At 62.6% G+C, this 20,031-nt stretch carries 19 protein-coding genes; 8 read left to right on the top strand and 11 right to left on the bottom strand.

What is annotated here, in order from left to right; translation table 11 throughout:
- Window positions 1-7: 7 nt before the first annotated feature.
- Together ACVWVY_RS07635 and ACVWVY_RS07630 are read right to left on the bottom strand one after the other, a co-directional pair.
- Window positions 8-772: an ABC transporter ATP-binding protein gene (locus tag ACVWVY_RS07635; RefSeq protein WP_456632136.1), complete on the bottom strand. Its 765-nt coding sequence runs from the start codon at window positions 770-772 to the stop codon at window positions 8-10.
- A gap of 5 nt (window positions 773-777) precedes the next feature.
- Window positions 778-1,782, bottom strand: coding sequence for an ABC transporter substrate-binding protein (locus ACVWVY_RS07630; protein ID WP_456632135.1), 1,005 nt, complete (start codon window positions 1,780-1,782; stop codon window positions 778-780).
- Between the two features lie 109 nt (window positions 1,783-1,891).
- On the opposite strand from ACVWVY_RS07630, the gene ACVWVY_RS07625 reads away from it, so the two are divergent.
- From ACVWVY_RS07625 to ACVWVY_RS07615, 3 genes are all read left to right on the top strand, one after another.
- A complete protein-coding gene (locus ACVWVY_RS07625) occupies window positions 1,892-2,611 on the top strand; it encodes a GntR family transcriptional regulator (protein WP_456625794.1) in 720 nt (239 codons plus the stop codon).
- Between the two features lie 244 nt (window positions 2,612-2,855).
- Complete coding sequence (locus tag ACVWVY_RS07620; protein ID WP_456625793.1) at window positions 2,856-3,287, top strand: response regulator; 432 nt, start codon at window positions 2,856-2,858, stop codon at window positions 3,285-3,287.
- 65 nt (window positions 3,288-3,352) lie between these two features.
- Window positions 3,353-6,859, top strand: a complete 3,507-nt coding sequence (locus tag ACVWVY_RS07615; RefSeq protein WP_456625792.1) for a PAS domain S-box protein — start codon at window positions 3,353-3,355, stop codon at window positions 6,857-6,859.
- 46 nt (window positions 6,860-6,905) lie between these two features.
- On the opposite strand, the gene ACVWVY_RS07610 is transcribed toward ACVWVY_RS07615, so the two are convergent.
- Window positions 6,906-7,544, bottom strand: a complete 639-nt coding sequence (locus ACVWVY_RS07610) for a response regulator transcription factor (RefSeq protein WP_456625791.1) — start codon at window positions 7,542-7,544, stop codon at window positions 6,906-6,908.
- Window positions 7,545-7,686: 142 nt separating this feature from the next.
- On the opposite strand from ACVWVY_RS07610, the gene ACVWVY_RS07605 reads away from it, so the two are divergent.
- Window positions 7,687-8,013: a hypothetical protein gene (locus ACVWVY_RS07605; RefSeq protein WP_456625790.1), complete on the top strand. Its 327-nt coding sequence runs from the start codon at window positions 7,687-7,689 to the stop codon at window positions 8,011-8,013.
- 33 nt (window positions 8,014-8,046) lie between these two features.
- On the top strand, window positions 8,047-8,292 hold the full coding sequence (locus tag ACVWVY_RS07600; RefSeq protein ID WP_456625789.1) for a hypothetical protein: 246 nt from the start codon (window positions 8,047-8,049) through the stop codon (window positions 8,290-8,292).
- 43 nt (window positions 8,293-8,335) lie between these two features.
- Here ACVWVY_RS07600 and ACVWVY_RS07595 read toward each other — a convergent pair whose 3' ends face one another.
- The 8 genes from ACVWVY_RS07595 to ACVWVY_RS07560 all read right to left on the bottom strand — a co-directional run bounded on the left by ACVWVY_RS07595 (window position 8,336) and on the right by ACVWVY_RS07560 (window position 17,064).
- The gene (locus ACVWVY_RS07595; protein ID WP_456625788.1) at window positions 8,336-8,659 is read right to left on the bottom strand and encodes a PilZ domain-containing protein; all 324 of its coding nucleotides are present in this window, start codon (window positions 8,657-8,659) and stop codon (window positions 8,336-8,338) included.
- Between the two features lie 3 nt (window positions 8,660-8,662).
- On the bottom strand, window positions 8,663-9,529 hold the full coding sequence (locus ACVWVY_RS07590; protein ID WP_456625787.1) for a CheR family methyltransferase: 867 nt from the start codon (window positions 9,527-9,529) through the stop codon (window positions 8,663-8,665).
- A 30-nt stretch (window positions 9,530-9,559) separates the two neighbouring features.
- Window positions 9,560-9,949 carry a response regulator gene (locus tag ACVWVY_RS07585; RefSeq protein ID WP_456625786.1) on the bottom strand — a complete coding sequence of 130 codons (390 nt, stop codon included), beginning with the start codon at window positions 9,947-9,949 and terminating at the stop codon, window positions 9,560-9,562.
- A 28-nt stretch (window positions 9,950-9,977) separates the two neighbouring features.
- A complete protein-coding gene (locus ACVWVY_RS07580) occupies window positions 9,978-10,451 on the bottom strand; it encodes a chemotaxis protein CheW (RefSeq protein WP_456625785.1) in 474 nt (157 codons plus the stop codon).
- 72 nt (window positions 10,452-10,523) lie between these two features.
- Window positions 10,524-13,295 carry a hybrid sensor histidine kinase/response regulator gene (locus ACVWVY_RS07575; protein ID WP_456625784.1) on the bottom strand — a complete coding sequence of 924 codons (2,772 nt, stop codon included), beginning with the start codon at window positions 13,293-13,295 and terminating at the stop codon, window positions 10,524-10,526.
- 246 nt (window positions 13,296-13,541) lie between these two features.
- Entirely contained in the window at window positions 13,542-13,922 is a 381-nt protein-coding gene (flbT, locus tag ACVWVY_RS07570; protein ID WP_456625783.1) for a flagellar biosynthesis repressor FlbT, read from the bottom strand.
- A gap of 171 nt (window positions 13,923-14,093) precedes the next feature.
- The gene (locus ACVWVY_RS07565; RefSeq protein ID WP_456625782.1) at window positions 14,094-16,355 is read right to left on the bottom strand and encodes a DUF1522 domain-containing protein; all 2,262 of its coding nucleotides are present in this window, start codon (window positions 16,353-16,355) and stop codon (window positions 14,094-14,096) included.
- A gap of 292 nt (window positions 16,356-16,647) precedes the next feature.
- Window positions 16,648-17,064: a response regulator gene (locus ACVWVY_RS07560; RefSeq protein ID WP_456625781.1), complete on the bottom strand. Its 417-nt coding sequence runs from the start codon at window positions 17,062-17,064 to the stop codon at window positions 16,648-16,650.
- A 1,073-nt stretch (window positions 17,065-18,137) separates the two neighbouring features.
- Here ACVWVY_RS07560 and ACVWVY_RS07555 point away from each other — a divergent pair.
- The 3 genes from ACVWVY_RS07555 (at window position 18,138) to ACVWVY_RS07545 (ending at window position 19,985) form a co-directional block, all read left to right on the top strand.
- Window positions 18,138-18,830 (top strand): Crp/Fnr family transcriptional regulator, encoded by a 693-nt coding sequence (locus ACVWVY_RS07555; RefSeq protein WP_456625780.1) that lies wholly within the window; start codon window positions 18,138-18,140, stop codon window positions 18,828-18,830.
- Between the two features lie 285 nt (window positions 18,831-19,115).
- The gene (locus ACVWVY_RS07550; protein ID WP_426531007.1) at window positions 19,116-19,508 is read left to right on the top strand and encodes a response regulator; all 393 of its coding nucleotides are present in this window, start codon (window positions 19,116-19,118) and stop codon (window positions 19,506-19,508) included.
- A 231-nt stretch (window positions 19,509-19,739) separates the two neighbouring features.
- Complete coding sequence (locus tag ACVWVY_RS07545; RefSeq protein WP_456625779.1) at window positions 19,740-19,985, top strand: hypothetical protein; 246 nt, start codon at window positions 19,740-19,742, stop codon at window positions 19,983-19,985.
- Window positions 19,986-20,031 lie beyond the last annotated feature (46 nt).

Genomic DNA, 20,031 nt, shown 5'->3' with positions numbered 1-20,031 from the left:
GCTCCTCTCAGTGTGCCGTCACGGCGTCGGCGAACAAGAGATCATGGATCTGCTTTTCCAGCCGGGCGGCGCTGCCGTCCTCGCCGGAAACCTTGTCGACATCGACGACCTCGGCCTTGACCCGGCCGGGATGTGGCGACAGCAGCAGAATGCGGTTGCCGATCTTGATAGCTTCCGCGATCGAGTGGGTGACGAACAGGACGGTGAATTTTGTTTCCGCCCAGAGCTGCAGCAGCTCGTCCTGGCAGGTGCGCCGCGTCAGCGCGTCAAGGGCGGCGAACGGCTCGTCCATCAACAGAATATCCGGCTCCATCGCCATGCCGCGCGCAATCGCGACGCGTTGTTTCATGCCGCCGGACAGCGTGTGCGGATAGGCATCGACGACGCGGGTGAGGCTGACCTTCTCGATATAGGCACGCGCCCGCGCCTCGGCTTCCTTGCGCGGCAACCGGCGCGTCATCAACAGCGGAAACATCACGTTTTCCAGCACCGTCTTCCACGGCAAAAGCTGATCGAATTCCTGGAAGATCATCATCCGGTCGGCGCCGGGCTCCGAGATCTCGCGGCCTGAAATTCGCATCTTGCCTTCGCTCGGCGTCATGTAGCCGCCGACCGCCTTCAATAGCGTGGACTTGCCGCAACCGGAGGGGCCGAGCAGCACGAAACGATCGGAACGATCGACCGTGAAGCTGACCCGCTCGGTCGCGGTCACGACCGCGCTCGAAGTCTTGTAGCGCAGCGTTACGTCAGTGACATCGAGAAGCGCGGTCATGTCGATCAATTGCCCTTCAGGTCGTGCGCGACCGGCAGATAGTAATCGGTGAAGGCTTTTGGCATGGTCTTCAGCGTGCCGGTCTTGAACAGATGAGCAGCGAATTTCATGGTGCCCTGCGGCTGCAGGTTCCACTCCATCATGCCGGGCTCCTTGAGCCACGCCAGCAGATCCTCGACGCTGGTCTTGTCACCGGTGACTTCCTTGTAGATCTCGACTGCAGCCTTGGTGTCGCTGCGGATCAGGTCCTGCGCTTCCTTGGTGGCATCGCGCACCGCCTGCACGATCTTCGGATTGGCGTCGGCGAATTTGGTGGTGGTGAAGAACTGCGCCTGGCTGAGCGGGCCACCCATCACGTCGGGCGAGGTCAGCACCACGTGCGCGCCGGGCACATTCTTCAATTCGAGGAAGGTGAACGGCGGAATCGAAAAATGATTTCGGACCTCGTGCTGGGCGTTGGTCAGCGCCACATAGGCGTCGGGATGGCCGAGCTGCACGGTGTTGACGTCGAGCTTCGACCATTGATCGGCACCGAAGGCTTCGGCGGCTGCGATCTGCAGCACGATCGCTTGCGTCGAGACCTTCACGGTGGGCACCGCTATCTTGTCGTTGGGGCCGAAATCCTTGATCGACTTGACGTGGGCGTCGCGGCTGATCAGCGTCATCGGCTGCGCCGAGGTGGCGACGATGCCCTTGACGCCGCCGCGGGTGCGATCCCACAGCAGCAGCAGATTGCCGGTCCCGGTGTTGAGGATGTCGACGCTGCCGGCCAGCAACGCGTCGGTCTGCGCGCCGCCGCCGCTCAGATTGATCCATTTGGTGGTGACGCCGGGAACGCCGAGGGAAGCCGCGTGCTTCTCGATCAGCTTGTTCTTTTCCATGATGTGGGAGGGCATGTAGAAAATGCCCGGCTGCCGCGACAGCGTGACCTCCGATTTCTGCTGGGCCGATGCCTGCGAGCCCGGCAGCAACATCAGCATCGCGACGGCGCCCGCGCAGGCGCTCCACATCCCGTTTTTCATTGTGCATCTCCTCCGGCGTCTCGTTGACGCTTCTGGCGAGATGCACTAATGTATTAGTGTATCTGAAGCAAGCCCTTTTGAAACGGCCGGTCGCCCGATGGCTCTCCCGCAAATCGTCTCCCGCCGCGCAGCCCCGCGTACCAAAGGCGGGCTCGATCGCGACCGCCAGGCCGCGCCGCAGGTGTTCGAGCGCCTCCGCGGCATGATCATTTCGCTGGAACTGCCGCCGGGCTCGCCGCTGTCGCGCGCCGCATTGGCCGGCCAGTTCGGCGTCAGCTCGACGCCGATCCGCGATGCGCTGATGCGGCTTGAAGAAGAAGGCCTCGTCGACGTCTTCCCGCAATACGCCACCGTGGTCAGCCGGGTCGACATCCGGCTGGCGCAGCAGGCGCATTTCCTGCGGCAGGCGGTCGAACTCGAAATCGTGCGTGGGCTCGCGATCCAGCACGACGAGGCGCTCGTCGCTGAACTTCATGCGACGATTGCCCGCCAGCAGCAGTACACCAAGGCCGGCGACTTCGAAAAATTCATGGCCGCCGATAACGAATTCCACAGCCAGCTCTATGCGGCTGCCGACAAGCAGGACATCTGGGCGCTGGTGCGCAGCCGCAGCGGGCATATCGACCGGCTGCGCCGGATGCATCTGCCCTCGCCCGGCAAGGCGCAGGATATCGTGCGGCATCACAGACTGATCGCGAAGGCAATCGATGCCGGGGAGTCCGACGAGGCGCAGAAGCACCTGCGCACGCATCTGTCGGGCACGCTCAGCGAACTCGCCCGGATTCGATCGCGCTATCCGGAATATCTCAGCAACTGATGCTTATTGCCCGTTGGGCCTCGCTCCATGCGCCGGGGCTCGCGCAGGCGAATCATGCTTCGTTTTTACAGGGCTTTGTGTTTGTCTGCCCGGCAACAGGATGATAACTGCGTTTTAATCCGGGCTTTTTGACGGTCAACCGGAACGTTCGTGCCGGCGGAGCAGTTGCAGCAACACGAAGATTCGGCAAAACTCGCAACTTACCGTTGACCTGATTCCAGCCTGGCCCGGAGAACTTCTTACTTTGGCAAGAATACTGGTCGTGGATGACGATGTGGCGGTCCAGATGACCGTCCGCCTGTTGCTGGAACGCGCCGGCCATAGCGTGGTTACTGCCGGTGATGGGCGGAAGGGCCTGGCATTGTGCCAGACCGGCGATTTCGATCTGCTGTTCCTCGACATCTTCATGCCCGGAATGGATGGGTTCGAAACCATGCGGATGGTTCGCCAGCACCGGCCGCAGATTCCGATCATCGTCATTTCCGGCCGGCCGATCTCTTCGGAGGCGGACGCCGGCCCGGACTTCCTGACCATGGCGACCAAGCTCGGAGCGATCTCCAGCCTGCAGAAACCGTTCCGGCCCGCCGACCTCCTGGCAGCCGTCACGGATTGCCTGGAAGCGGCCCGGCGCGGCTCCCCGTCCCGACCTGCCGGCGGTATTGCTTCCTCCCCGTGATGCGCCATAGCATCCGATCGTTCGGCAATTCGCCGGGCCGGAGCGGGAGGGCGAGCGAACCCAACATGACGCTCACAACCAGGCTTGCCATCGCGATGATTGCGTTGGTCGCGATCGCGGTTTCCGCGGTCGGATGGCTGAACTATCGCAACCTGGAACAGGCACTCCTGCTGCGCGCCCGCGACCGCATCGAGACGCATTCGCGGCAGCTCGCCACCGACCTCGAATACTACGCGGCCAGCGCGATCGGAGACGTTACGGCCTCTCGTTCCGCAGTGGCGCTGCACGGATTGGTCCGCGCCCGCAGATCGGGAGGCATAGATCCGATCGATGGCGTCTCCGAAAAGACCTGGCGGGACCGGCTGGCATCACGTTTCGCGGCCGAGCTCGAAGCCAAGCCCGCCTATGCGATGCTTCGGATCATAGGCCTTGATGATGATGGCCGTGAGCTTGTGCGCGTCGATCGCGCGGGACCGAACGACACAGTTCGGATCGTGCCCGAAGAGGGATTGCTGACAAGAAACAGTCGCAGCTACTTCCCGGAAACGGTCCGGCTGGACCCCGGACAAATCTACGTCTCACCGCTCGATCTGGGTCGCCGCAACGGACTGATCGAGGCGGTGCACAGGCCGACGCTTCGCATCGCGGCGCCGATATTCGCAGACGACGGTAAACGGTTCGGCTTTTTCATGATCAATCTCGACATGCGGCGCGCGTTTGACCGTGTCCGGTCGTCGGTGTTGCCTGGCGAGACCATATATGTCGTCAACAAGCAGGGCGACTATCTCATTCATCCAGATCGTTCGCGCGAATTCGGCGCGTTGCTCGGCAAGCCAAACGACTGGAAAGCCGACTTTCCGCATCTGGCGTCGCTGGCCGGGGCCACGCAAGGCAGCGCGGACATCGTCCTGGATCAAGCCGGAAAGCCGGGCGGAATAGCCCTCGCGCCTGCCCTGCTGGCCGGCGTCGAATGGATTGGAGTCATCGAAATCGCCCCTAACGCCGTCATCATGGCGCCGGCCGCAAGCATCAGGAACACCTCGCTTCTGGTCGGAGCGATCGCGGTGTTATCGGCGGCCGTGCTCGCCCTGTTGATCGCGAGGTCGCTGACGCGACCGATCGTCCGGCTGACCGAAGCCGTTCAGCGCGTAGCCAGCAAAGGCAAGGCTGTCATTCCGGTCGACGCGGGCGGCGAGACCGGTGTGCTCGCGCGCGCGTTTGCGCAGGCAATCGGCGAAGTGAATGCAAAGACCGCCGCGCTCCAGCAAGAGGTGCAGGAGCATCGCCGCACCGTGGCGGCGCGCGACCATCATGCCGAGCGGGAGCGGTTGTTCAGCGCGGCCGTCGAATCCTCCAACGACGCCATCATCACCACGTCGCTCGACGGCACCATCACCGGCTGGAACTCGGCGGCAGAGCGGCTGTTCGGATACAGCGCGGCGGAAGCCTCGGGCCAGAACATCGCGCTGATCGTACCTGAAGATCGACTGCCGGAGTTACAGGACGCGCTGCGCCGGATCGGCTGGGGCGAAAGCATCGAGCACAGTGAAACGGAGCGGCTGCGAAAGGGTGACCAGCGGATCGAAGTCTCGCTCAGCATCTCCCCGATCAAGTCCCCCTCAGGTGCCACCATCGGCATCTCGAAGGTGGCGCGCGACATCACCGAGACCAACAAGACCAGCCAGGTACTGCGGCGCCAGACCGAAGAGCTTCGCCAAATCTTCGAGACCTCGCAGGATCTGATCATGGTGGTGGATGCCAGAGGATTTCTGGTTCAGCTCAGCCCGAGCTGCGAGGCCATATTGGGTTACCGGCCGGAGGAAATGATCGGCCGCAGCGGCGAGGACTTCATTCATCCCGACCATCTCGAGACCTCACGCAAGGAAATGCGCGCGGCACGGCGTGGGCAGCGCCCGAAGATTTCCGACACGCGCTGCATCCACAAGAACGGGCGGGAGGTGTGGCTGTCATGGCTCGGAACATGGTCCGAGCCGGCCAGGCGCTTTTTCTTCGTCGGCCGCGACATGACCGAGAGCCGGCTGACGCAGGAGGCGCTGCGCGAAAGCGAACGACTGGCGCGCGGCATCGTCGACACGGCGCTCGATGCCTTCGTCCAGATCGACCAGAAGGGCTTCATCCGGGACTGGAACGCGCAGGCCGAAAATATCTTCGGATGGTCGCGCGATGAAGCGCTCGGGAAAAACGTGTTCGAACTGATGGGCCGGCCGGACGGGCAAGGCCCTCTCAAGAAAGCCCTGCAAGCCTTCCTGCTTTCCGGCAACGACGTGGTCCGTCAGCCCCGCCGTGAACTCGAGATAAGGCGACGGGACGGAAGGAAGTTCACTGCGGAGCTGAGCATCGCCGCGCTGAGGACGCGCGGTGGTTTCGTGTTCAACGGATTCGTCCGCGATCTCACCGACAGGATCGCGGCCGAGGACAGGATCCGACAGGCCGAGAAGATGGAGGCGGTCGGCCAGCTCACCGGCGGCATCGCTCACGATTTCAACAATATCCTGACCGTGATCACGGGAACGATCGAGATCCTGGCCGACGCGGTCAAGGGCGAACCGCAGCTTGCCGCCATCACGCGAATGATCGACGAGGCCGCGTCGCGCGGCGCCGACCTCACCCAGCATCTGCTCGCTTTCGCGCGCAAGCAGCCGCTTGAACCGAAGATAACCGACGTCAACACGCTGATCATCGACACCGCGAAACTGCTGCAGCGAACGCTCGGCGAGCATGTCGAAATCGAATCCGTGTTCGAAGACGAGATTTGTCCAACGATCGTCGATCCCAATCAACTCGCCACCGCGATCCTCAATCTGGCCCTCAACGCCCGCGACGCCATGCCTGACGGAGGCAAGCTGATCATCGAGACCGGCTTCGTCATTCTCGATGAAAATTATGCGAGGACGCACGGAGACGTCCGGCCCGGCCGCTACGCCATGATCGCGGTGAGCGACACCGGAATCGGTATCCCGGCTGCGATGCTCGACAAGGTATTCAATCCGTTCTTCACCTCGAAGGGCCCCGGCAAGGGCACCGGCCTGGGGCTGAGCATGGTGTACGGCTTCATCAAGCAATCGGCCGGCCACGTCATGATCTACAGCGAGGAGGGCCATGGCACGACGATCAAGATGTACTTGCCGCCGGCCACGGGCGCCTTGCCGGTGGCAGAGCCGGTGTCGGTACCGGCCGTCGAGGGCGGCCATGAAACAATTCTGGTCGTGGAAGACGACGCGCTGGTGCGCAACTATGTGCTGACGCAACTGCATTCACTCGGTTATGTCACGCTGGATGCGGCGAACGCCACCGAGGCACTGGCGCTCGCCCGCGCCGGCCATCCGTTCGACCTGCTGTTCACCGACGTGATCATGCCCGGCATGAACGGCCGCCAGCTCGCCGACGAAATACTGAAGTTCAAGCCCAGGTTGAGGGTACTGTTCACCTCGGGCTATACCGAGAATGCCATCATTCATCACGGCCGGCTCGACGAAGGCGTGCTGCTGCTCGCCAAGCCCTATCGGAAATCGGACATGGCGATCATGATCCGCAAAGCGCTCGCCGATTGAACGCCGCTGCGGCGCCCGCATCCGGCTTGCCTGCGATCACCTGTACTCAGATCTGGCCCTGACGCTGCGTGGTCATCACGATCCGGACCAGGTCAGCCGCATTCCGCGCGCCGAGCTTCTTCATGATATTGGCGCGGTGATCCTCGATCGTGCGCGGGCTGATACCGAGATGCCGCCCCGCCTCCTTGTTGGAAGCGCCGGCGGTGAACTGCTCCAGCACCTCGCGTTCGCGCCGCGTGAGCGGTTCGCGCCCGGGAAAATGCAGCGTCGCAATGCGCGAAGACGCGTTTTCCGCCTGCCGGCGAGCGTAAGCCTCGATCGCCTCATCGAGTCTTGCCACGATTTCACTGCCGCGAAACGGCTTTTCGATGAAGTCCAGCGCGCCGTTCTTGATGGCGCTGACCGCCATGGCGATATCGCCCTGCCCCGAGATCATGAAGATGGGCGCAGGGTAATCCTCACCATGCAGCTCTCTGAGAATATCGAGACCGGACTTACCGGGGATATGCACATCGAGCAGGATGCAGGCTGGCGTCCGCGTTCGCGCAATCGCCAGCAATGCCGCGCCGTCAGCGAAACAGATGACCTGATAGCCGCCTGCCGACAGGACCATCGAAAGCGTGTCGCGAACGGCAGGGTCGTCGTCGACTACAAAGATCTCCCCACGGGAGGCTTTCTCAGCCATGTTCCATCGTCCATGCGTGGTTGAATGTGACGCACACTCGGATAACGGTATCGAACTCCATACCGGACCGTATTTGTACGGGACCGCAGCTTAACGCACAAGTAGCAACGCGCCCCTAAAAAAGTAACTAGGGAGTGCAGCCATGCGGAATGCAGCAGGCGAGCCCCACGACCAGAATGCCGCCTACCGCGTCGTGGTTTCCGACCTCGTCAGCCTGGTCGAGCACGTTCAGAACAGTCTGCGGCTGATCGAACAGACGATCGCAAGGGAAACTTCGCCGGAAACGTCGCCCGGCGGTCCCGAGAGTTCCACCAGCGTCATCGTACTCGACGACGTATCTCCCCGCTACATGAAGGCTGCCGCCGCGCTGCAAGCCTGCGACGTCAATCTTGGCATCGCCCTGCGCTCCCTGCTGGATCCCGATAGCGATCCCGCGAGCCTGCCGGCGCTCTCAGTCATCGGGGCGTAAGGCCGACACGGCACCGTCCCGCCGGAGCGCACGATGTTCCGCAAATTTTCTCCCGGATTTTCTCGCACGGTTAACCGCCTGCTGCGATCGCTGCCCGGCATCCGGCATACCACGGCCACGGCGGCGGACCCGGACGCCGCCACGACGATGGAGAAGCTCGACGCGGCGCTCAACACTATGAGCCACGGCCTTTGCCGGCCCGCGCGAGAACATCGTCGGCGCCCGGTGAACCGGCCACAGCCTTTCCGATTGAATCGGAACAGGACTCCGGATTTTTGATTGGACGCGTTTTCTTGACGCGAACCGCGCGGCACGATCGGCCTCAGCGCATCGCCTCTTCGGCTTTTGACGAGGCGGCCGGCCGCTTCTTGCCGTGCTTGCCTCTCAGGAAGCGTATGTCCATTTCCGTGCCGTTGACGCGAACGAGTTCGCACCGGCGATAGGCGAGGCCGGTCGACGACAGCAGCAGGAAGAACTCCTTGAGATTGAGGCCTTGAATGGAGCCTTCCACGGTCAGCGTGGCGTCGGTGTCCGAGATCGCGTTGAGCTGGCAGTCCCTGCGCCAGGTCCCATCGATCGCCATGAGGCAGACGTCATAGCCCCGGCTGAACGTGACCCGCTCCGCGCCTTTGCCGTCCTCCGTCATCACTCACCGTCCCGCCATCGCCGCAATTTTTGGCGTCGACGATACGCCCTGCGCGACACGCGCGCCGCTCGGCCGATAGAGGCCGCGCTTGTCCGGGAACGGCTTGAAGACATCAGTCAGGCCGACGACCGTTTCCGCCGCGCCCAGCACCAGGAAACCATCGCCTTCCATCGCCCTGGCGAGCCGGCCGAAGATATTGATCTTGGTGTCCTGATCGAAATAGATCAGGACGTTGCGGCAGAAGATGATGTCAAAGGTGCCGAGCTGGGAGAAATCGTGCAGCAGGTTCAATTGCCGGTGCTGAACCATCGCGCGCAGCTCCGGGCTGACCTGCCAGAGTTCGCCGTTCTGCTTGAAATATTTGACGAGCAATTGAATCGGAAGGCCACGCTGGACCTCGAACTGGCTGTAGACGCCCGATTTCGATTTCTCGAGCACTTCCGTAGACAGGTCGGTCGCGATGATTTCGACACGCCATCCCGCAAGCGCCGCGCCCATTTCCTTCAGCGACATGGCAAGCGAATACGGCTCCTGGCCGGTCGAGCCGGCAGCGCACCATATCCTGATGCTCTTTCGGCTGGCGCGCGCCTTCAACATCTCCGGCATGATCGCATCGCGGAAATGATCGAACGGCACCTTGTCGCGGAAGAAGAAGGTCTCGTTGGTGGTCATGGCTTCGACCACCTGGGCAATGATCGATGACGACCCGCCCTTCATCTTCTGCACGAGTTCGCCGATGCCCGGCACACCGCATTTGCGCGATAGCGGAAGCAGACGGCTTTCGATCAGATATTGCTTGTCTGCGGACAGGTCGAGACCCGAATGATCCTTCAGGAGCTTTCGCAGATACTCATAGTCTGGCGGAGTCACGGGAGCCTCTTACGGGTAAGCAGAAAAATTTCAAACGAGGCTCAGGTCCTCGAGCTCGATCAGGCCGACTTCCTGGAACTTCGCCGCGATGATGTCCTTGTCGAACGGCTTCATGATGTATTCGTTGGCGCCGCCGTCGATCGCGCGCTCGATATGAGCGATGCCGTTTTCGGTGGTGCAGAACACCACCTTGGGCTCATCGCCGCCAGGCATGCGGCGCAGATGACACATGAAGTGGTAGCCGTCCATGACAGGCATGTTCCAGTCGAGCAGAACCGCTTCGGGCATGGCGCGCTTGCAAACGACCAAAGCGTCCACACCGTCTTCGGCTTCGATGACCTCAAAGCCGAGTCCTTCCACGATGCGGCGCGCGATTTTGCGAACGATGCTGGAATCATCGACCACAAGACAGGTTTTCATTTTGGGCCTCCTTGGTTGACGAGCGGCACTAAGCGGCGAGGGTTGTTTTCGGCACGATTTCGAGAACGCGATCGACGTCGAGGACGACCATGAGCTGGCCGTCGAGACGGTGAACACCGCCGGCGAGCTTGGCCATGCGGGGATCGAGATTGACGGGGTTTTCCTCGCGGCCGTTATCGTGGAGTTTCAAGACCTCGCCGATCTGGTCGATCAGCAGGCCATAGGACTCGCCGCGCGAATCGACGCCGACCGCCATCGGCGGCTTGCCGTCGTCGTTCTTGGGCAAGCCCAGCCGGGCGCGCATGTCGACCACGGTGACGATGCGGCCGCGCAGGTTGAGCACGCCGGCGATCTCGCTAGAGGCCAGCGGCACCCGCGTCAGCCGTTCCGGCATGAACACGTCCTGCACCCGCGAGATCGGCAGGCCGAACAGTTGCCCGCCGATCACCGCGGTGACGTATTCGGCGACAGTGCCTTCGGTGGTCTCGGTCTTGGTTGTCATGTGCACTTACCTTGTTTGAGCATGATCTTTTCGGAAAACCGGTTCCCACTTTTCCGGATCATGCTCTATTCCTTACGCCGCTTTCCTGGTCTCGGCGGTCTGTTCCTTCAGCGCCGCGATCAGGCCGGGACGGTCGAACTTGGCGACGTAATCGTGGAAGCCGGCCTGCCGCCCGCGCTCGATCGCCGCCGGCGACACCAGCGAGGACAGAGCGATGATCGGCATCGTGCTCAGATTGTTGTCGGCGCGGATCGTTTCGGCGAACTCGAAGCCGTTCATGTCAGGCATTTCGATGTCGGTCAGCACCACGTCGAAGGTGTGGCTCGAACGCAGCGCGGCGAGGCCCTCCTGTGCGTTGACGGCGACCCGCACCTTGTAGCCGGCGGCTTTCAGCACCGGCGCCAGCATGTTGCGGAAGAAGGCACTGTCGTCGACCAGCAGCACCGATTGCGCCGTCGACGATGTCCGCATCTCCTTGCGCGAGAACCAGTCGGCAAACGCCATCGGCAGGAAGTGGCCGACGTCGATCACTTCCGTCGCCTGGCCCTTGATCACGGCCGAACCCAGAATGCCGTCCTGCTGGCCGGCGACTTCGATGTGCAGCCGCTCCTCGACGATGTCGATGATCTCGTCGACCACGAGCCCCATCGAGCGGCCGTCGTCGGCGAACACCAGGATCGGCTGCGAGCCCTGGGTCTGGACGCTGACCCCGGCCATCTGCACCAGCGGCATCAGCTGCTCGCGGTACTGCACCATGTAGCGGCCGTTAGAGAGCTCGATCTTGTCGGTGGCGATCTCCTCCAGCCGGGTGACGAGGCCGAGCGGCACCGCCTTGGGCTGGCTCGATCCGGCGCGGAACACCAGCAACGAGGTGAGCTGTTCGCCGCCGATCGCATGCGCTGCAGACGCTTCATCCGCCATCTCATGGGCCGAAGCGCCGGAGGCGCCGAGCGCCTTGGCAATGCCGTTGGGATCGATGATCATGATCACGGCGCCATCGCCCAGAATGGTGTTGCCGGAGAACATGTCGATGTGCCGCAGTTTTGTCGACATCGGCTTGACCACGATTTCTTCGGTGTGGAACACGCCGTCGACCACGATGCCGAAGGTCTGGCTGCCGACCTGGGTCACCACGATGAAGCCGTTCTCGGGATCGGACGACGAGCCGTCGTCGATCTTGAGCAGCTTCTTCAGGTGCATCAGCGGCAACAGCTTGTTGCGCAACCTGAGCACCGCGGTGTCCTTGATGCGCTCGATGCGGTGTTCGGAGTTGGCGCGGGCGCGCACCAGTTCGACCACAGAGAGCTGCGGGATCGCAAAGCGGTCACCGGCGGCTTCCACGATCAGGGCCGAGACGATGGCGAGTGTCAGCGGGATCTTGATGGTGACGGAAGAGCCCTCGCCGGCCACCGACTTGATGTCGATGGTGCCGCCGATCTGGTCGATATTGGTGCGCACCACGTCCATGCCGACGCCACGGCCGGAGACCGAGGTGACGGCAGCCGCCGTCGAGAAGCCCGGCGCGAAGATGAACTTGTGGATCTGGGCTTCGGTCATCTTCTCCAGCTCGGCCTCGGTGACGAGACCGTTCTGAAGCGCCTTGGCCTTGATCCGCTCGGTGTTGAGGCCGCGGCCGTTGTCCGCGATGCAGATGATGATGTGGCCGCCCTCGTGATAGGCGGACAGCCGGATGGTGCCCTGCTCGCCCTTGCCGCTGGCCAGCCGCTCGGCCGGCGTCTCCAGGCCGTGGTCGGCGGAGTTGCGCACCATGTGCGTCAACGGATCCTTGATCAGGTCGAGCACCTGGCGGTCGAGTTCGGTGTCGGCGCCGTGCATCTCGAGTTCGATCTGCTTGCCGAGTTCGCCCGAGAGGTCGCGGACGATCCTTGGCAGCTTCTGCCAGGCATTGCCGATCGGCTGCATCCGCGTCTTCATGACGCCTTCCTGCAGCTCGGCGGTGACGTTGGACAGCCGCTGCAGCGGCACCTTGAACTCGGTGTCCTCGTTGCGGCGGGAGATTTCCAGGAGCTGGTTGCGGGTCAGCACCAGCTCAGAGACCATGGTCATCAAATGTTCGAGCGTGTCGACGTTGACGCGGATCGACTGGTTGGCGATCTTGTCAGCTTCCTGGACATCGGTGTCGGCGACAGCGGCGCGTTTGGCGGGTTTTGCCTTGACGGTTTCCTTGGCAGTTTCCTTGGCAGTTTCCTTGACAGCTTCCTTGGCTTCCGGCGCGGGCGCAGGTGCGGCCTGCTTGGCGACAGGGGCCGGCGCGGGTTTGGGCGCGGGTGCGGCTTCGGTCTCGGTCTCGCGGAAGGCGCGTTCGAGGTCGTCGAGCGAGACCTCGCCGGGACGCAGCGCGCGTTCCAGCACCTGCTCGATCAGCGTGCCTGATGTCACCGCCGGCTGAACGGGCGGTGCAGCAACGACGGGGACTGGCGCAGGCGCGGGCTCGGCCGCCGCATGCTTGGCGCCTTCGGCCATCGCGTGCAGTTGCTCGATCAGGTCTTCGTCGGTGCCCTCGGGCTCGGTTTCGGTGGCCTCGAGGCCGGCCAGAATCTCTTTGATGCGGTCGATGCTCGACAGGATCAGCGTCACGGCTTCGGCCTTGACCGGCATGCCGTCGCGGAATTTGCCCATCAAAGTCTCGCCGGCATGCGCCAGCGCTTCCAGCCGCGGCAAGCCCAGGAAGCCGCAGGTGCCCTTGATGGTGTGCACCAGGCGGAAGATGTTATCCAGAATTTTCGCGTCGCTCGGGTCCTGCTCGAACCGCACCAACTGATTGTCGACCGTATCCAGGCTCTCGCTGGTCTCCGTCAGGAACTCCCGCAAAAGGTCGTCCATATCAGCATGCCTTCTAAAAAGATCAGATATCGGCCTTGCGCAAAACTAGCCCTTCGAATTTCACGGCTACGTTAATTTCACCGTCCGTGCTAATACGGATATGGTGAACAAAATGTCGTCATGGGCCATTCGCGGCAACGCGGTCGACGACATCCGCGCGTCGACGACATTTGAAAGTCTCGACGGCAAACGGCCGGTGCTACGGATAACGATTTGGAGACTTGCGCGTGGCGAAGGTCGAGACGATCAGGCTGCGAGCAGCTCGTCTTCGCGCTTCACCAGCTTCCTGATTTCCTTGAGCGCCTTGTAGAGCGCGCCGGCGGCAACATGGTTGTTGGCGGCATCGATCGTGATGCGGGCGCCCGGATTGGCCTCGCGCAGTTCGCGCAGGAAGCCTTGATAGGCGGTCCGGTAACGCGGAATATCGTTCTTCAGATACATGGTCTGAAGGCAGAGATAGAGACGCTTGGCCGGCGTATTGGCGGTCTCGGCCGTGATGGTGTCTCGCTCACGGAGTATCGGCGCATCGCCGTCGATCAGGAACGAGGTGCGCGTGCCGGAATTGACGAGAACGGTTTCGCCGATCACGATCCGTTCGAATGGTTTCAGTTCAACACGTAGCGGCACAATCGTCCCCCGTTCGAACACGCACGTGAGCGCTATGCCCCACGCCGTTTACGAAACATCGTTCGTGCAAATGCGCGGCGAACATGCCGCAGTATAATTTTTAGGGATCTTGGATCGATGGTGGCGGCGGGGTAAGCCCCGCCGCCTTGATCGTTGACGTCGCCGTCCCGCTTAGCGGAGCAGCTGCAGCACGCTCTGCTGCGACTGGTTGGCCAGCGCCAGCGCGGACACCGCGATCGACTGGCGGGTCGACAGCGCCTGGCTGTTCGCCGCTTCCTCGTTGGTGTCGGCCAGCGTCAGGTTCGACGAGCCGGTCTGCAGCACGTTGATCAGGTTCTTCGAGAAGTCCTGACGGATCTGCACGATCGAGAGGTTCGAACCCAAGGCGGAAGCCTGGGTACGCAGCAGCGTCGAGGCGGAGCTCAGGTTGCCGATGACCTTGTTGGTCGCCGAGTTGTCGATGAAGTCAGAACCCTGGACCAGGTTGGCGAGACCGAGACCCGCCGCGTTGAACGTCACGCCCGTGATGTTCAGCGTCGACTTGCCGGTTTCGTTGAACGTCAGCTTGAGCTGATCGCCGCCGAGCAGGTTGACGCCGTTGAACGACGCGTCCTGCGAGGTGGTGGTGATCTGGGTCAGGATGCCGTTGAACTGGTTCACCAGGTTGCTGCGGACAGCCTGCGCCGAGGCGTCGACCACCGGGGCCGATGCGATCGTGAAGCTCACCGAGCTGGTCAGCGTACCGCCGATCGCGCCGCCCGCCACCGCCGAACCGAGGGTCGACGAAGCATAGTCGTTGGTGGCGGAGATCGTCAGCTTGCCGGTGGAGTCCACCGTCGACGTCAGGTTGTTGGCCAGCAACGAAGCATTAAGCTGGTCGAGGGTCTTGACCGTGCCGTTGCTGCCATCGCCGAACGTGATGTTGACCGCCGCACCGCCGTTGAAGGAGGTGAAGGTCAAGGTCTTGCCGGAGAGGCTGCCGGCGGCCGCGCTGCGGCCAGCGGTGAAGCTGGTGCCGGTGCCGGTGTTGCCGGTGAGGCCGAGCGCCGAGAGCGCGTTGCCCGTGCCGGAGATCGCGAGGTCGGCGCTCGTGCCGGTCGAGATCTGCAGCGAGCCCGCCACGATCGACGACGCAACCTGGCCGGAAGCAACCGTGACCGTCGCCGTGCCGCCCGCGTTGCTGGCGGTCTGCACACCGGTCGCGAGGTCGATCGCCTTCAGAGTGTCGTTGATCGTGCCACCCTGCAGGTAGACCGTCGAGTTGCCGTTGCCGTCGGTGACGAGATTGCCGTTAAAGCCCGAGCCGGTCGGGACGTTGGCAGCAGCCGGAACCGCGGCGTTCTTGAACGTGATGGTCTTGCCATTGACGTTCAGCGTCGAGCCATCCTGGATCAGCGTGCCGGTCGAGGCAGAGGTGATCTGACGCTGCTTGGTGACCGTGGCGTCGCCGGAACCGACCGACGTGGTCAGGCCGAGCGCCTTCAGCAGATCTGCGCGGCCGGTGATGCTGAGATCAGCACCGGTGCCGGTGTGCAGGGTGAGAACGCCGGAAGCGATGGCGGCGTTGGTGCCCGAAGAGTTGGCAAGCGTCGCCAGGCCGTTGGTGACCGTCGTGACCTTCTGGACACCGCTGGCGAGGTCGATGGCGTTCGCCAGATCCTGCACGGTCGCCGTCGGGGTGCCCGTGGTGCCGATATAGACCGTGGAGTTGCCGTTGCCGTCGGTAACGATGTTGCCGTTGTAGCTGGAGCCGGCGGGAATCGCTGCCGCAGCCGGGACCGAGCCCGACTTGAAGGTGATGGTCTTGCCGTTGACGGTCAGCGTCTCGCCGTCCGTCGGCGCACCGTTGGCCGCGATCGTCGTGGCGCTGGCCGCACCCGCGAGGGTCAGGCCAAAGGCAAGGCTGGCCGCAGTACCCGCACCGTCGGCAGCAGCAGCACCGACCAGTGTGGCGGACGTGCCGCCGAGGGTCGTCGTTCCGGTGGCAGCCGTGACGCCGCCAGCCGCGCCGGAGAACAGCACGTTGGAGGACGCCGTCGCGCTGGTGTAGCTCGTGGTGCCGCGCAGGTCGTTCGCGGTCGCGCCGGTGATGGTGGCGGACACGTTCGACTTGGTGGAGTAACCGACCGCGCTCTGCAGCGCCTGGTTGGCCAGCGACTTCGCGGTGTCGACCAGCTTCTGCAGCGAGGTGATGCCGGTGTTGGCGGCCTGCAGCACCTGCACGCCGTTGCCGATACCGTCGAGGAGATTGTTGATGTCACCGGCGCGCGAATCGAGCGACTGCGCGGTGAAGAAGTTGGTGGGGTTATCGAGGGCGGTGTTGACCTTCTTGCCGGTGGCAAGGCGATTCTGCGTGGTGGCGAGCAGATCAGCGGTCGACTGCAGCGAGAGGAGGTTCTGGCGAACCGACGACGAGAGAACAATACCTGACATAACTCATATCCTTCTGGATGAACACACGATTGACGCGACGCCAAACTTCATTGGACGACCGTGCCACACTGGTCCTGCACCGCTACTCACAGGTTAACGCGCCCATCCGTACGAATGGGAAAGGCCAAAAATTATTCGTCAATGAAATTTATGGTAAACAGAGTCTTACCGAGGTTGGCCCCGGTCTCGACGCCAGCGGATGCTGCATCATCGGTTGATCGCGCGAGGCGCCAATAGCTGCACATCGAGCCGCCGAACGATCCGCGCCGGGCGACAGAGGAAGATCCGGTCGCTAGTTCGATTGGACGACGCCGCTGAAACGGGACCGGGCTTCCGCAAGACATTCGTTAACGATCGCCAGCAGCGCCCCCGGCGTGAACGGTTTGCGCAGGCAGCGCGCAGCGCCGAGCTCGAGCGCCATGCGCAGAAAGTCCGGCGCCGGCGAGTCGAGGTTGGCAAAGGCGTATCCCGACATCGCAACCAACGGAACCGTCGGCGCGCGCTCGTGGAATATCCTGATCGATTCGAAGCCGCGCATGTGCGGCATGAAGATGTCGACGAGCATCAGGTCAAAGCCGGCATCTTCCAGCGCACGAAGCCCCGCGTCGCCGCCATCGGCTATCGTCACGTCAAAGCCGTGACGCTCGAGATAGATCTCGATGGCCGCACAGACCATGGGATCGTCATCGACGATGAGAACGCGTGTCATGTCAGCCCCCCGGAAGCGGATAGCTTACTTTCAGTCCAATCATTCCTCAGTCGCATTCATAGTTGGCTGTCTGGTATTTCTGGTTTGGTGGAGGTGCCGGTGGCTTCCGTCGCCTCCTCAAGGTCGACGCATGGCCTCTCCCTGGCAGCTCAGCCCGTATTTGCCCTCTCCTTCAAAATGTTCCGCGGCGCGCCCGCTTGAGCCATATGCTTATGGCAAGGCGGGTGTGCAGGTCGTCATCGACCACCAAGCTGCGACGCAAGACCCACCTCCCTCGTGGCGCGGACGCGCTCAATGCGCTTTGCAGCCGTCCTTGCAAAGAGAGACGACCTTCCACACGATCGCGCGGGCAGTTTCGCCTTGCGAATCAGTGCACTACCGCATTTCTTCTGCAAATCGCCGGTCTGTCTGCCCGGCACAGTGTATAGGGTCGGTTCCACCACCTGGCGCGATCGGACCGCGATGTATGCCAGGTCCTGGCACGCGCCGCGCCGTAGCGTGCCATCGTTGACGCGAGAGGCTCGATCTGTCGCGGTCGATGCAACCGGCATTGCCGTCCCATTGATTGTTGCGGGTTCTGGCGTTCGCATCGCCCTGCCCGTATCTCGAAACAGCCCCGGCGGTGCTCGACGACAGACCGGTGCTGACCAATGCCGACCCATCGTGGCGCCTCCGTCGTCGTCGACGCGGATTTTCGAGCCGCCGCCGAGCAGAGCAGCGCTTTTCGAAACAGCCATTTCGAAGAACCCATTTTGAAAACACCTGGCACGGCATGAGCAGCCCCGGTCGATGCAACGTCCGGCGATCTGCTGCGTGCAAATGCGTCGTCCCCGGTCCAGCTGCGTTCGTCGAGCCTGTTGTTGCCCGCGCGGCGTACCTGGCCGGGTGCTCACTTCTCTATACGGCCCGACGCAACGCCGACTGTGCGTCTATTTTGCCCATTCTTCTTGCCGACGAAATGTGCAAGAATGCATCCTTCATTTCGGACTGTACGCATTGGACGCCAGAGACCGGCTTGGCCCGTAAGGCAGGAGACTGCTTTGGATTCAGCCCCTCGTTCTCAGAATGGATTCTTGTCCTCGCTGACCGCGGACGACTTCGAACTGCTTCGTCCGCATCTGCGTACCGCCGATCTCAACCAGGATATGGTGCTGGTCGAAGTCGACGAAACGCTCAAGCGTGCGTACCTCCCGCACAAAGGCGTCATCTCGCTGGTCGTCAAACTCGCGCGCGGCGAGCACGTCCAGATCGCGATGATCGGCCGCGACAGCATTTTCGGTGCATTCTCCGCGCTCGGCGATTCCATTGCGCTGAACACCGCCGAGGTGCTGGTCCCCGGCGCCGCCTCGACGATCGATCTCGATCAGCTCCGTGTTGCCGCAGACCAGAGCGCAACGCTGCGTACCGCGCTGGCGCGGCACGGCCTCGCCGTCTATGCGCAAATCCAGCAGACTGCCGGCTGCAATGCCTCGCACACGGTGGAGTCCCGGCTGGCGCGATGCCTGTTGCACACGCGCGACCTCTCCGGCAGTGACAAGCTCGTCCTGACCCAGGAAGCGATGGCCCAGATGATCGGCGCGCGCCGCAACAGCGTTTCGCTGGTGGCCAACACGCTGCAGCAGGCAAACTTCATCCACTACAGCCGCGGACATATCGAAATCACTAACGTGGACGGCCTGATCAAGACTTCCTGCGAGTGCTACGGAACGGTCAAGTCGCAGTACACGCGGCTGCTGCATCCGCGCATCCACTGCGCGGCCGCCTGACCGCTTTCCACAACCAGCGGCGGCACAGCCCGATCTGTGATACGCATCGCGCCGTCGTTGCGCGCGAGGATTGCGCAATCCTTACCGCCTTACCGTATTACTACGACCAATCCCGGTCTTTGCGGCGTTTCGGCCGCCGCCGAATTAACGCGCTGTTCAAAGAGCCCTGATAGTTGTCACGGTGCTGACGGGTGCGGGTTCGAGAAGAAACTATCGAGACTCTTTTCGCGTGCAATGCGTATTCACCTGTGTTCGGCGGCTTGCTGTTTGCGCGGAGTTAAGGACATGGCTTTTGACTTGTCGATGCCGATCCTGGTGGTCGATGACTACAGCACCATGATCCGCATCATCCGCAACCTTCTGAAGCAGATTGGCTTCGAGAATGTCGACGAGGCCAGCGACGGATCAGCCGCGCTCGCCAAGATGCAGACCAAGCGGTACGGCCTCGTGATCTCCGACTGGAACATGGAGCCGATGACCGGCTACGACCTGCTCAAGGAAGTCCGCGCCAGCCCGGAATTCTCCAAGACGCCCTTCATCATGATCACGGCGGAATCCAAGACCGAAAACGTCATTGCCGCCAAGAAGGCCGGCGTCAATAATTACATCGTCAAGCCGTTCAACGCGGCAACGCTGAAGACCAAGATGGAAGCGGTGTTTCCCGACGCAGCTGGCTGACATCCGCCGGGAGCGCATCGCCGCCTTCCAGGGCCACACCGCACATCCATCACATCCGCCGCTCCCGATGCAACGATCTGCGAGCGGCGCACCTCACAAGACGTCTTTTCGAGAGCCGGACAGGTTCGCTCCGCATCGCCGATGCGGGTTAGCCGTACTACTACGGTTAGAGATTTTCACCTCCGGATAACGTTGACTGAGGATAGTTGCGGGGACCAATGGAGTCCCCTCATGTTCACATTTGAAACGAGCGATCAGAAGGAAGTGCGACGTTTCCGTATCGCCCAGTTCAATGGCAGGACCGCGACCGTGCGTTCGGCCGAATCGCCGGTCACCGGCCACGTTCGCTCGATCGTGGAAAACAAGTCGAGCGTTCCGGCGGCGTGGACCATCACGATCATCCCGGAAGAGCCCAAGCCGACGCTCGCCTTGCGGCCCGCGCCGCGCGCTCGCGCCTTCATGGAAGACCTGTGCTGAACGGCAGAACGCGCGATCTGGCGCCTTCTGGGTTTCGATGAAATCG

Source organism: Bradyrhizobium sp. URHC0002 (genome assembly GCF_054059515.1).
The sequence above is the reverse complement of the archived record's forward strand: the minus strand, read 5'-3'. Positions and strand labels throughout refer to the sequence as shown.

What these genes read in the sequence shown, in the direction of transcription:
- ACVWVY_RS07635 (WP_456632136.1), bottom strand. Translation starts at nt 772, where the DNA reads ATGACCGCGCTTCTCGATGTCACTGACGTAACGCTGCGCTACAAGACT.
- ACVWVY_RS07595 (WP_456625788.1), bottom strand. Translation starts at nt 8,659, where the DNA reads ATGACGGAGGACGGCAAAGGCGCGGAGCGGGTCACGTTCAGCCGGGGC.
- ACVWVY_RS07565 (WP_456625782.1), bottom strand. Translation starts at nt 16,355, where the DNA reads ATGTCAGGTATTGTTCTCTCGTCGTCGGTTCGCCAGAACCTCCTCTCG.
- ACVWVY_RS07630 (WP_456632135.1), bottom strand. Translation starts at nt 1,782, where the DNA reads ATGTGGAGCGCCTGCGCGGGCGCCGTCGCGATGCTGATGTTGCTGCCG.
- ACVWVY_RS07610 (WP_456625791.1), bottom strand. Translation starts at nt 7,544, where the DNA reads ATGGCTGAGAAAGCCTCCCGTGGGGAGATCTTTGTAGTCGACGACGAC.
- ACVWVY_RS07545 (WP_456625779.1), top strand. Translation starts at nt 19,740, where the DNA reads ATGTTCACATTTGAAACGAGCGATCAGAAGGAAGTGCGACGTTTCCGT.
- ACVWVY_RS07625 (WP_456625794.1), top strand. Translation starts at nt 1,892, where the DNA reads ATGGCTCTCCCGCAAATCGTCTCCCGCCGCGCAGCCCCGCGTACCAAA.
- ACVWVY_RS07600 (WP_456625789.1), top strand. Translation starts at nt 8,047, where the DNA reads ATGTTCCGCAAATTTTCTCCCGGATTTTCTCGCACGGTTAACCGCCTG.
- ACVWVY_RS07550 (WP_426531007.1), top strand. Translation starts at nt 19,116, where the DNA reads ATGGCTTTTGACTTGTCGATGCCGATCCTGGTGGTCGATGACTACAGC.
- ACVWVY_RS07560 (WP_456625781.1), bottom strand. Translation starts at nt 17,064, where the DNA reads ATGACACGCGTTCTCATCGTCGATGACGATCCCATGGTCTGTGCGGCC.
- ACVWVY_RS07575 (WP_456625784.1), bottom strand. Translation starts at nt 13,295, where the DNA reads ATGGACGACCTTTTGCGGGAGTTCCTGACGGAGACCAGCGAGAGCCTG.
- ACVWVY_RS07605 (WP_456625790.1), top strand. Translation starts at nt 7,687, where the DNA reads ATGCGGAATGCAGCAGGCGAGCCCCACGACCAGAATGCCGCCTACCGC.
- ACVWVY_RS07615 (WP_456625792.1), top strand. Translation starts at nt 3,353, where the DNA reads ATGACGCTCACAACCAGGCTTGCCATCGCGATGATTGCGTTGGTCGCG.
- ACVWVY_RS07580 (WP_456625785.1), bottom strand. Translation starts at nt 10,451, where the DNA reads ATGACAACCAAGACCGAGACCACCGAAGGCACTGTCGCCGAATACGTC.
- ACVWVY_RS07585 (WP_456625786.1), bottom strand. Translation starts at nt 9,949, where the DNA reads ATGAAAACCTGTCTTGTGGTCGATGATTCCAGCATCGTTCGCAAAATC.